Below are 10,049 nucleotides of genomic sequence, written 5' to 3' on the forward strand. Positions count from 1 at the left end.
TGCCAGCGAAGTGCTATCGCTGGCGCGTGGTGTGGACGATACCGTTATTTTTTATTCCCTAACAATATCTTTTATTAAGGCAGTTAGACCGATAACTCATATAGGAGAGAAAGGTGCACCCTCCCGTCATCATGCAAACCGGATGTCCGAGCCTCGTTCCCTGACGTCGCCATAGATGTCGTCGAACGCCTGGCCGCTCCTATCCTGACTCGACCATGGGTTCTCCGGCTGGAAAAACCCTTTGGCCTTTTCGATGTACCGATCCCTATCGATCGTGTACTTGACGCCGTCAACCGGATACTTGACGTAGCCGACCACATCCTTGGCTGTCAGTACATTTCTCAGCTCTGTTTGAAGCGCGATGAGGTTGCGCTGCCCGCCGCCACGAATCAAAGGGCTGGCGGCCCTGGCATGCCCTCCGACGCGTGGCGCGCGCAAGGCATTTTGGCGACTCACTGTCACGACATCACTGAGCGAATCGACGGTTTTCCGCAGCGCGACCGAGGTGCCTTTACCTAGCACTTTGCCCGCCAGGGAAGCTCCGCCGGACACCACCCCCAAGGCAATGCTGGCGTAACTCAGGATCTGAGTGGCCACGGCGTCCGGAGCAGTTTCCTCCAACACCATCGATGCAATGGATACCGCACCTGACACCACCTCCAGCGTCAACGCCGTCGCGGCCGAAAACGACATCCCGACCAAGGGCGCGGATGCGCCAAGGGTCGCGATGGTCAATGCGACGGAAGCCACGGCGAAAGCAGCAGTAAGACCTATCTTGACCCAACCCCAGACAGAAGCATGGCCGGTCGGATCGCTGAGATTGATCGGGTCCCCGAGGCAGTAGGCATAAGGATTGAGGCCGCCGCCATCGAAAGGGCTCCAACTGTCGGGCCGGTGGAATCGCATCAGTACCGGATCGTAGGCCCGATAGCCGTTGCCGAGCAGGTAACAACCGGTCGCGGGGTCAAGCGGCTCGCTATTGAAACCGAACAGGCTACCCAACCCGTCGGACACCGGGCGTTGCCCATAGGGCGAATAGGCATGCGTAGTGCCATCTGCACCGGAAACTGCCTGCAGGACGTTGCCATGAGCGTCGGTGCAAAACAGCGCCGTCTCCGGGCCTTGCAACAGGGCCAGCAACTGCCGCCCTTCGCGCACGATGCTGCGCCTCTCGTCACCCGCGACTTCGCTGCACAACTGCTCTTGATGGTGGAAACGCCGATACGCCTTTTCCCCCGTCAGCTCAAAGGCATGAAGCCAATCCGAGGCATCGTACCGATAGCGGGCCAACGTCGATCTGGAGTCCGCCGACGTCACGCTTTCCAAGCGGCCCAACTCATCATAAAGCAGCCTGCGCCCTTGCCCATCGTTGAGCAGATTGCCGTCCGCGTCATAACTGAAGGTTGTATTGCCCGCCACATAGTCGGGATGACTGTGGATGACGGCACTCAGTTGCGTTTTGTCAGCCAGGTCATACCGATAGTTCGCAATGTTCTCGCCACCTACGAAACGGGTGGTGACCTGACGAATGTTATCGAGGTAGTCGTAAGTGAAATCCTGGGAAACGATAACTTTTCCCTGCGTATCCACGGGCGCCTGCTCACCCTTGCAGGCGTAACGCTTCAAGCGGCCACGCAGATCATAGGTGAACGATTCCAGGCGCAGGAGGACGTTCCCGACCTTGAGCGTGCGTTGGCTGAGCTTATCGCCGGGGCCGAACGACTGGGCCAACTCCAGGACGTCTTTTTCCTGGGAGGAGGAACGTCGAAGAACCTCCCGGCCAAATTCGTCGTACACCAGGTCGGTGACCATCGACAGGCCCGATTGAGCGTCGGTGACGGTAATACAACTGAGGTGCTCTTGAGCGTTGTACGAGTAGGCGACGGTGACTCGGCCTTGGGTGATGCCCGACAACCGTCCCGTTTCGTCATAAAGACAGGTGCGATCCGCGCCGTTGACGTCTGTATGGCAAATCGGCTTTCCCATCAACGAGTGGGTTTGCGAACTTTCGAACCGGTCGAGCGCGGTTACCCATTTTTCCTGCTTGAGCCGACCAGACGCAGAATATTCAATGCGTCGCTGCACCTGCGCGTTGGCCGATTCCTGGAGCAGGCCGGTGCGCGGATCAAAACGATGCCTTGTCGAAACCGGCGCCTGGCTGCCTGCGCGCTCGGTGACACAATCATCAAGCAACGGATCAAGGGTGAACCGCAGGACTTTGCCGGCTGCAGTGATCCTTTGCGAAGCGTTCCTGCTGGAGCCCTCATAGTCCAATCGTTCAGTGCGACCACCTGAGCGATTGAGCGTAATACGCATCAGCCCATCGTAGGTACGGCTACCCACCACGTAGTCATTTGCGCTGATTTGCGTGGGATAGTCACCCTGGCTCTGTGCCGCGTAGCTTTTTCCGATCACGGTGCCGTCGGGTAAAATCGTACTCAGCACGCGACCGGCCAAGTCGTATGTGTAGCGGGTAACCGCCCCATCGGAAGCCGTTTGCCTGATACACCGTCCCAGACCATCGTATTCGTAGGCGGTAACCTCTCGCACAGCGCCTGACAGGTCCACACGTTCGACGCGCGACGGTTTCTCCAAGGCATTAATGAATGTACGAGTCTTGCCGCCGCCCTCCACCCACTCGGTACGGGTGCGAGCTACAGGATCAATCTCATCATGAACGGTCACTTGCCCACGGCGAATGGTCCGGCTCTGGTGTCCCCACTGATCGTACTCATACAGGCTCTCCAGTGTTTTCGGCTTGCCGTTGAACCAATCGGTGTGTTTATCCGACTGCAGGCGACCGAGCCCGTCGTATTGGGCCTCATGGATCACGCGCATGGGCGCACCAGGTTCATCGACGTCCTGTTTCTCGACCCTTATGGTGCGACCAAGTCCGTCGCTGTGGGTAACTGTCAGGCCGCCACGGGCATCCTTGACGGTAACGATGACAAACCTATCGCTGGACGTGGCTGCCTGATAGGTGAATTGACGGGACGCAGAGTTGTCAGTATCGGGCATCACCGTTTCACGAGTCAGTTGCCCCAGAGAATCGTATTCCATGCTGACGGTACTACCGCCAGATTCACAGGTTTTGATCAGCCAGCCGCATTCGTCATGCCATTCCTGCCGCTGATGGCTCAGGCCCTGTGCGCTAAAGGTCAGATCGGTGCGAACGTTGTCGTTTTCACGCTGGTATGCATAACGGTGTTCACTGCGCACTCCGCCTACGGTTTCAAGCTTGCTTTGCAGCCGTCCATGAAAGAAATCCCTGCTGTTGTTGATGTACCGTAACCGACAATCCGCCCGTGGCTCGCTGACGCCGTCTTCGTACAGTGTTTCGCTGGCGAGCCGGATACAGCCGCCACCACCGGGACGCAACGAGGGCAGTTGCGTATAGGTATACCGAACCACCGTCGTCGGCGCGGCGGCGAAATCAGGGGAGGCGATGATCGACTTCTGCTTGAGAAAACAAGGCACGCCTATGGGGCTGGCAGGACAATCCGCACTCTCTTGTGCCGGGAAATACTCATAGACCTCCCGGGCCCCGGACGGGCTGGTTTTTTCCAGCAGGTTCCCATGTTCATCATAAGAAGTGCGGGTAACCTCGGTCCTGGTATTGCTGCGGCCCGCCCCCTCAGCCACGCGGGTGTCAAAAAAACTGTCACGCACGACGCGCGGCAACTGGAACCGTGGGGGCTGATCACGGAAAGCCCGATGGGGCTCATCGTAATATTCGATTTCCCGCAGGTGCATCGTGCCGCCGCGGATGGTCCTTTGCGAAATCATCGAATGAAAGCGATTGTAGGTGCGAATGATTCGAGAGGCCTCACGTACGCCGCGAGTGCCGGAGTCCATCTGGACTTGAGTAGAGGAGTATTCATAGTTGCCGCGCTCGTCATAAAGCACATCACGCTCAGCGGACCAACGAACCCTTGAACCATACCCAAGGAAATTTCTGCCCGAATACTCGTAAACGTTAATAATCGGCGGCTGCCCCCCGCCAGGAGACACAACCGATTGGACGACAACGGGCAAGTAGGTTGCCGGCGCCCCCGTGGGGAGCTTATGGCCCTCAGCTTTGTAGGTAAGTCTTTCCTGAGCACCGTTTGGCTGACGAACTTCGTTCAGCACCAGATAACCATGACCTCGCGCATAACCAAAGGACCAGACCGATGCACTATTTTGTGCGGTGACCAGCCTGATTCGTTCAAGCACTCCGTTCTGCAGGGCAAACAGGTACTGGAGCCTCTTGGCAGGAATATCCGGCCACACGGTAATCGTGGGCGGTGTCGGGCTGTTCTGGGCGTAGTCGATATGCATGACGCGGCGATGCTGATGATAGACGGCCACCAGCTGTCGTCGTCCGGATAAAAGACGATATTCATAACGTGTTTCCTTGCCATCGGGGCAATACTCACGCGCCAGCAGCCACTCGTTATAAGCCGTACTCGGACGTGACAGAATCTCGGCCCGGCCATCGATATGCTCAATGACAAGTTCGTCACCTTGTACCGTGACCCTCAAGTTATCGAGTTTCTTATCCTGGAAAGCAACCCGACTGCCACTCATAAAAAGTTGATAAGTTTCACCGTTTGTCAGCGTCAATTTCCGGCGGCGCTGATCGTAGCTGCAGGTGCGAAGGGACCACCCGGCTCCTAGACCAAGATTCTGATCATTAAAGGAATCGTATGAGAGGGTCATTGAGACCTTCGGCCCACCGGTTGCGTCATCCGGCGCCGCGTCCAACGCCACGCTGCAACTGTAGCTGCCGGTACGGGGATCCACGCCCGAGCGGACGAAACTGTCAAACTTGAAGGCAGCCGAAGTTAATTGCCCGGCGGCAGAAGACGAGAGAGTCATGGGATTCTTCCTTGAAAAACTTGTTTTTTTGTTTTTATCAATAAATCCGAACCGTCAGCGGGTTATCGGTTAGTTCCAGGTGCAACTGATGGAGATTTCCATACATATCGCGCAACTCGAAAGAGGTTCTCGCCACAGGGTCTCGGACCCACACGCGTCCACCGTGCTTCCCATAGGCGAGCACCCATGCAACACGCCGGTTTTCGCTCCGGCCCCTTCCCAGCGCATCCGGCAGATCCCAATACACCGGCATTCCCGTTCGTATGGATCGTCCATTCCCATACCCGACAACGTAGTAACCTGTATATCGGCTGTCCGCGCTGCCTATCCGAAGATGAGTCCCCATACTGAAATCCGTTACGAACTCCATTCGCTGCTGATCAATGATCAGCTCCAGATTGAAAATCTCGACCTTCTCGATATCACCGTGGCTGCTATAGGGGGCCGAGGTGCGACGAACCGAATACTGCTCAGGTCGATAAGTAGCCGGAGCGAGTGGAACCAGTGCAAGAGCGCCAAAATCTTTCTGCTTATCGGACAGAAACGTTACGCCGTCTGCTCGCGCTATACGTAACTGCAAGTCAATCGGCCTGTCGGAGCTGGACGTGACATAAAAATCCTTTGTGTAGACAAACTCCCCCGACGGCACCGGGCCTTGGACAGGACCATTAGGAGGCAGTTGGCGAAAACGGCTGTCTTGCTGTTCAGTGTATTTCCAGACACCGACGTCACCCCGATTCCTGTCTTTAGTTAACGCCGCCCCGGTGATGCCATCAATCAACACAATAGAATCAAATTCAAGCTGGGTCAGAGGGACGCTGTAGCCCCACCAATCCGTCACCTCGATGAATACTTTGACCTGCAATTGTTGATAGCCGTTTCGGTATAGTTGATTACCCCCCGTTACGGAAACAATTCCAAAATGCTTTAAATCCGTCCATGTCGATTCGCGCAACATGACAGGCTTGTTATTTTTGTCGTCCATTTTCCAATCCTCGGTATTTATTAATTGAGTGGTGACCGTCTTCCTGTTCGGTTGATCACCTTGCTTTTGCCATTCAATTAATGACGATTACCGAGTTGGCAATCAAGTTCGAAAGCCACACAAATTATTTGCAGGAACAACTTACAAATTTTATGAAAAACCGCACACCTCAAGAACACGCTTAATACTCACACAACAAAAACCCCAACGACATAAAGATCATCAGGGTCAAGTAATCCGGCAAAATTGGTGTACGAATCAGAGGCCAGCGAACCATTGCTTTAATTGTTCAAGTTGCTGGCGCTTGCCCTGCCTGACCAACGTAAGCACCAGGTGCTTGACTAATTCCGCAGGCTCCGTGGGATGTGGCAAATTGAGATGCTCCGGCAATATGTAATTGCCATTACTCACCAGCAAAGCGAAATGAATGACATTCTCCAACTCGCGGGTATTGCCCGGCCAGTCGTGCCGTTCCAGCGCGTGCTGCGCCGTTTCGCTGATCAGAGGCACGCTCAGACCGAGGCGCTGGCTGTAGATACCCAGAAAATATTCAGCCAGGGGCAGAATATCGCCCACCCGCTCGTGCAACGCCGGCAGCTCGAGTTGACCTTCGCGAAGGTAGTGATAGAGCCGTTCGTGAAACTTTCCAACGGCCACCGCTTGCGCCAGATCGATACTGGTGGCCGCGACCAGGCGCACATCCACGGGGCTGGGCTGGTGGGCGCCGACACGAGTGACTTCGTGGTTTTCCAGGGCCGCCAGCAATTTGATCTGGATCGGCAGGGGTAAATCGCCGATCTCATCCAGATAAAGGGTGCCGCCATTGGCCGAGCCGAACCAGCCGGCGCGGCTACTGGCCGAGCCGCTGTGGCTGCCGACGGCATAACCGAACAGTTCGGCGTCGGCGTAAGTCGGGCTGATAGCCGCGCAATTGACCGAAACGAACAGCCCGCCGCGAGCGCTTTCACGATGAAGGTGACGGGCAAGCAACTCCTTGCCAGTACCGGTTTGGCCGCGAATCAGTACTGCGATCGAGCGCGGCGCCAGTTGCTCCAATGCGTGGCGTAGTTGCCGCGAACGCGGGTCGACGAACACCAACGCCTTGGCGCGGATGCTCAGGGGGCTTTTTTGTGCGTCGGGAAACGTCAGCAGTGGCTGACCCAAGGTTTCATGCAAGCTCATGGCAGACTCCCGCCCCAACCGCCGGGAGACGGGAGGGCAACAAAATTCAGGCGCGACGCAAGGCGTGATGCTCCATGCGGTTTTGCAGACGATAGAGATAGGCGAAACCCTGCTCCCAACGCTGATGGCCAGACTTCACATTGATATGCCCGGCCCCGGCCAGAATCCCGGCGTCAGCGCCCCAATGGCGCGCCAGCTCAAGCGCGCGCTCAATGCTTACGGCTGGGTCATTGTCGGAACTGACCACCTGGCTTGGGAATGGCAGCAGATCAGTGGGAATCGGCGCGAAATTGCGCAACGCAGGCGCGCAGGCCGGCCGTTCGACATCCGCCGGCGCCACCAGTAACGCTCCGCGAACCTGCCGCAGAAACTGCATCGGCGCACTGGCTGCCCAATGGGCAACCGTGATGCAACCCAGGCTATGGGCAATGAGGATCACCGGCCTGCTGTCGGCGGCAATGGCTTCGGCCAGCGCCGCGACCCAGTCTTCACGCCGAGGGGTCAACCAGTCGGTCTGTTCGACCCGGGCGCTATTGGGCAGGCTGTCCTGCCAATGGGTTTGCCAGTGGTTTTGCGGCGATCCTTGCCAGCCCGGCACAATCAGGTAGCGAATCGATTCGTTGTGCATGGGTACTCTCCCGCGTGTCTGTTGCAGGCGAGTATAGGGAGGCGAGTTATATTGATTAAGGAATAAAAAGATATTTATTAACAATCAAAAGGAATAAACATCTTTTATCTGTGGGAGCGGGCTTGCTCGCGAAAGCGCCGGGCCAGTTGTCGGTGATGCTGGCTGATGCGAGACATTCGCGAGCAAGCCCGTCCCACAGGTACTGCTTACGTGTCGTCGCGCCCCTTGCGCAGCAACACATTCAACTGGTCTATCACTTCTGCCCAGTCCGCATCCTCGAGGATTTCTTCACGCAGTAACTGCTGCTGGCTTGTGCTCCAGAAAAACGCGTCAGCCAAGTGCAGTTCAGGCTTGAGGGGCGAATGGGTGGTGATGAATTTGTCGATCTCAACAGGGTCGTCAGACAGGCCCAATTGTTTGAACAGCGCGGGCAGGCTGTGGATCGGGGATTCCATGCGGGACTCCTGAGCATAGGTCGGATGGCTGGGTTACTCCCCGCAGTCTAGCCTCTTGACGACCGCCAGACTGATCAAAATTCGATCAACCCACGCGTGAACTAGACTCTAGATAGAGTTCCCAATCACATTGCGGAGGATCCAGTGAACATTCGCTGTTTGACGGTCGCATTGCTGGCTATGAGCGGGCCGGCATTGGCGGCCGATGGACTCGCGCTACTGGCGGCCAATCCCTTGGGTTTCTGGCTGATTGCAGTGGGCGTGGCCTTGCTGATCGCCGAGGCCGCCTTGCCTAACTACGGAATCGCCGGGTTGGGCGGCATCATTCTGTGCGTCATAGGCGCGGTTATCCTGACCAACGCCGATGTACCGGTCCCCCTGATGATCGTCCTGGGCCTGATCAGCGGCTTTTTGCTGATCGTCCTGCTGATCCGCGCGTTGAAAACCCGACCGCGCAAACCCGTCAGCGGCGATGCCGCGCTGTTGGGCAGTGTCACGGCGGTGACAGCGTTAAAGACCGGCAATAATCATCATGGCTGGATCCAGCTGGAAGGCGAACGCTGGCAGGTAGCAAGCGCGACGCCGCTGCGGCCTGGCCAGGCCGTGCGGGTCATCGCACGCAAGGGTTTGCTGCTGGAAGTGGCCGCCGCTGATTCACAAGGAGCCTGAGATGGGTATGCAAATCGGTTTTACGATGCTGTTGTTGCTGTTGATAGCACTGGCGGCTTCAACGTTCCGGATCCTGCGCGAATACGAACGCGGGGTGGTTTTTCAGCTTGGCCGGTTCTGGCAGGTTAAAGGACCGGGGCTTATCCTGCTGATTCCCGTGGTGCAGCAGATGATCCGCGTCGACTTGCGCACCATTGTCCTCGACGTACCGTCGCAGGACGTGATCACTCGCGACAACGTCTCGGTGAAGGTCAACGCGGTGCTGTACTTTCGCGTGCTCGATCCACAGAAGGCGATCATCCAGGTCGAAAACTTCCTCATGGCGACCAGCCAACTGGCCCAGACTACGTTGCGCGCCGTTCTCGGCAAACATGACCTGGACCAATTGCTGGCCGAGCGCGAGCAATTGAACAGCGACATCCAGCAAGTGCTGGACGCCCAGACCGACGCCTGGGGTATCAAAGTGGCCAACGTGGAAATCAAGCACGTGGACCTCAATGAATCGATGATCCGCGCCATCGCCCGGCAAGCCGAAGCCGAGCGGGAACGACGGGCCAAGGTGATCCACGCCGAAGGCGAGTTGCAAGCCTCGGAAAAACTCATGCAAGCCGCCGAAATGCTCGGTCGCCAACCTGGCGCCATGCAACTGCGCTACATGCAGACGCTAGGCTCCATTGCCGGCGACAAGACCTCCACCATCGTTTTTCCGCTGCCGATCGAGTTGCTCAAGGGGATGGCGGAGTTGTCGCCCAACAAGTCTTGATCCGTTGCGCAGGGCAAGGAATCCAGGCGAAAGATCAAAAGATCAAAAGATCGCAGCCTTCGGCAGCTCCTACAGAAGTGGGTGTAGGAGCTGCCGAAGGCTGCGATCTTTTGATCTTTTCCCCCGCCAAACCCTCGGACATTTCCTTCAATACGCAGCGTTGTTCATGAACTAGGCAGCGATTTCGAGCGCCGCTAACCTTAGCCCGTCATCGCAAAAAACGGTGACACGGACGTGCAAGTCCGATCTAGGAACGCATTCGTTATGGCTATTCGCCGAGCATTTTTCTATGCTCGCCGATTGTTATGGCGGCTGCGCGTGGGAGACTTTCGGGTCTGCCGGGTTCCTGGACCGGTCTTGCACACCTACGTACAGCTGCCACCTTTTTCGAAGTGCAATCGAAGGGTGTCGGCTCCACCTCCAGGGAAATCATTATGTTCAAAGCAACACCGAATCCGCCGCAAAGCGGCCACAAATCCCGCGTCCAAGCGCAGGAAGAAAAAAAGC

General features: G+C 56.9%; 7 protein-coding genes. 2 read left to right on the forward strand and 5 right to left on the reverse strand.

Going from position 1 to position 10,049, the window contains the following annotated elements; all coding sequences use genetic code 11:
- Positions 1-129: 129 nt before the first annotated feature.
- The 5 genes from MA884_RS21540 to MA884_RS21560 all read right to left on the reverse strand — a co-directional run bounded on the left by MA884_RS21540 (position 130) and on the right by MA884_RS21560 (position 8,110).
- Entirely contained in the window at positions 130-4,860 is a 4,731-nt protein-coding gene (locus MA884_RS21540) for an RHS repeat-associated core domain-containing protein (RefSeq protein WP_256232409.1), read from the reverse strand.
- A gap of 37 nt (positions 4,861-4,897) precedes the next feature.
- Entirely contained in the window at positions 4,898-5,845 is a 948-nt protein-coding gene (locus tag MA884_RS21545; protein WP_256232410.1) for a hypothetical protein, read from the reverse strand.
- Between the two features lie 258 nt (positions 5,846-6,103).
- Positions 6,104-7,027: a sigma 54-interacting transcriptional regulator gene (locus MA884_RS21550; protein WP_256232411.1), complete on the reverse strand. Its 924-nt coding sequence runs from the start codon at positions 7,025-7,027 to the stop codon at positions 6,104-6,106.
- Positions 7,028-7,073: 46 nt separating this feature from the next.
- The gene (locus tag MA884_RS21555; RefSeq protein WP_256232412.1) at positions 7,074-7,655 is read right to left on the reverse strand and encodes an alpha/beta hydrolase; all 582 of its coding nucleotides are present in this window, start codon (positions 7,653-7,655) and stop codon (positions 7,074-7,076) included.
- Between the two features lie 206 nt (positions 7,656-7,861).
- On the reverse strand, positions 7,862-8,110 hold the full coding sequence (locus MA884_RS21560) for a DUF2789 domain-containing protein (protein ID WP_256232413.1): 249 nt from the start codon (positions 8,108-8,110) through the stop codon (positions 7,862-7,864).
- A 144-nt stretch (positions 8,111-8,254) separates the two neighbouring features.
- Here MA884_RS21560 and MA884_RS21565 point away from each other — a divergent pair, with 144 nt between their 5' ends.
- Both MA884_RS21565 and MA884_RS21570 read left to right on the forward strand, forming a co-directional pair.
- Positions 8,255-8,779, forward strand: a complete 525-nt coding sequence (locus MA884_RS21565; protein ID WP_256232414.1) for an NfeD family protein — start codon at positions 8,255-8,257, stop codon at positions 8,777-8,779.
- 1 nt (position 8,780) lies between these two features.
- The gene (locus MA884_RS21570) at positions 8,781-9,542 is read left to right on the forward strand and encodes a slipin family protein (protein ID WP_256232415.1); all 762 of its coding nucleotides are present in this window, start codon (positions 8,781-8,783) and stop codon (positions 9,540-9,542) included.
- Positions 9,543-10,049: the final 507 nt, after the last annotated feature.

Source organism: Pseudomonas sp. Q11 (assembly GCF_024494355.1).
GTDB lineage: Bacteria > Pseudomonadota > Gammaproteobacteria > Pseudomonadales > Pseudomonadaceae > Aquipseudomonas > Aquipseudomonas hefeiensis.